The organism is Streptomyces sp. NPDC001156 (genome assembly GCF_053598275.1).
Genome location: NZ_JBSFJX010000477.1, coordinates 1 through 2040, shown reverse-complemented (window position 1 = coordinate 2040; position 2040 = coordinate 1). Strand labels below are relative to the sequence as shown.

Here is a 2040-nt window from a genome sequence, read left to right as displayed (position 1 = left end):
GCTCTCCCTATCCCCCAAACCGAGTAGCAGACCCCCCACGCGACAAACTCATAAATCGAGGCCTGGGGGCGTAGGCTCTTCTAACCCCTCCCCGGGCCCCGCGGCCTCGGCGTACTCGCCGAGGACGCGGACCCACAACGCTTGGGTACCGGTCTGCTGGCTGCCCTGCAGGGTGGTTACGTGCTTGCACAGAACGCTCACAGCTCCGAGCCGATGGCCGTCGCGCTGGACATGGCCCTGGACCACATCGAATCCTTCGCTCGCAGCTGAGCCCACGTTCGCCCTCATCTCCAGCTTGGTCGAACACTAGCGACACACTGCGGGTCCGCCGGGCGGGCCGCCTGGAGGACCGTCTCCTGCACCCCGAGGACGTCCGGCCGGCACATCCCGTGCTGGAACGAGCCTGGAGCCGCCTGCCCGGCCTCCGCGTCCCGCGCACGGGACGGCTGTTCGAAGCCCTCGTCCCCGCGATCCTCGAGCAGCGGGTGGTCGGCCTGGACGCCCAAGCCGCCTGGGCCCGCCTCGTCGGCGCGCACGGCGGCCCGGCGCCGGGTCCGGCGCCCGAGACGATGCGGGTCATGCCCTCGCCCGAGGCGTGGGCGAAGATCCCGATCTGGGAATGGCGGCGAGCCGGGGTCGACCTGCACCGTTCGAAGACCGTCATCGTCGCGGCGTGGCATGCGGCCAAGCTCGATCGTGCCGCCACCGACCCCGCCCGCGCCTATGAACTGATGTCAGCGATGTCGGGCGTCGGGGTGTGGACCGCGGCGCAGGTCGGGCACCGCGCGCTCGGCGACGCCGACGCGCTGCCCATCGGTGACTTCGACCTCGGCCGTATGACCGGCATGACCCTGCTCGGCCGTCCACTGGCCGAGCAGGAGATCGAGGCGTTCTACCTGCCGTGGCGGCCGCACCGCTACCGGGTGGTCCGCATCCTCGAGCTCACTCCGCGCTCGGCGCCGCGTCGTAGCCACCGCGCGCCCCGCGCCGAGCCGTTCCGCTAAGCCCTTGATGAGGTCGATGATGTGGCCGAAGTTGAGATTCGATGCGAGGGCCGTCAGATCTCCCTTCGCAAGTTTCGCAGCAGCCTCCTGTGTAGCTCTGAGGGTGTGCATGTAGGGGGCGACTCCGAGGCTGATCCGGCGGACACCGATCGCCTGGAGTTCCGATGGCCGTGTCTTGAGCTGGGCCGACCAAGATGTTGACCGGCTTGGGGGCGACAGCTCTGATGACTGCGCTAATGGAAGCCATGTCCGGCAGGGACGGGGTAGAGGACGTCAGCTCCTGCCTCCGCGTAAGCGGCGAGGCGGCGGATGGTGTCATGGACGTCGGAAACCGCCCACCCCCACAAGAGGTTGTCCGTTCGGCCAGTCAGGACGATCTGCCCGCGTGCTGCGTAAGCGGCGGCCTCGATGCGGCGAACCGCGTCATCGAAGTCACGAGTCGGGTTCGCGGGGTCACCGGTGGTGTCCTCGACACCGATGCCGGCCAGCCCGCGGGCAATCGCAGCGTCGACAGTAGCCAGGACATCTTCGGGAGTCTTGCGTAACCGTGGTGTGCGGATGCGATCGCTGCCGCGATACCCGCCGTCGCCGGAGAGCCTGGGGTGGTCGGGCAGGGTCCTGCCGACGGTTTCCCGGAAGACGACGATGTCGTTGCGGTTTCCTGGCCGCGCGTCACCGACCGCGATGACCCTGCCCTCGCGGGCCCTGCAGACGACCTGCACGTTGACGCTGCGCCGGTAGTCTTCGACTTTGCGGTCTTCTTCTTGTCGTGGACAGGGATCAAAGTCCCGTCGGCGACCCACAGTTCCCTGCGGTCGGTGGGCGGCGGACCGAGTAGCTCGGCGAGCGGTCCGGCGAGAGGTCGACGACTTGGTGGACTGCGGAGTCGCAGATGCCGAACAGGGAGCCGAGTTGCTGCATGGTGAGGATGGAACGCCGCAGCTACCGGCACATGGAATGCTCCCGCCACCTGGGCCATCATGTGACGAAAGCTTTGGTGATGCACCAGGCCGACGAGGTGTGGGAAGGCATCGCC

The 2040-nt window shown here is 68.3% G+C and carries 2 protein-coding genes; one reads left to right on the top strand and one right to left on the bottom strand.

The window, feature by feature from the left end:
- Positions 1-389: 389 nt before the first annotated feature.
- Positions 390-1004 (top strand): DNA-3-methyladenine glycosylase family protein, encoded by a 615-nt coding sequence (locus ACWDA7_RS52340; protein ID WP_450615218.1) that lies wholly within the window; start codon positions 390-392, stop codon positions 1002-1004.
- A gap of 233 nt (positions 1005-1237) precedes the next feature.
- Here ACWDA7_RS52340 and ACWDA7_RS52335 read toward each other — a convergent pair whose 3' ends face one another.
- The gene (locus ACWDA7_RS52335; RefSeq protein ID WP_450615216.1) at positions 1238-1726 is read right to left on the bottom strand and encodes an isocitrate lyase/phosphoenolpyruvate mutase family protein; all 489 of its coding nucleotides are present in this window, start codon (positions 1724-1726) and stop codon (positions 1238-1240) included.
- Positions 1727-2040 lie beyond the last annotated feature (314 nt).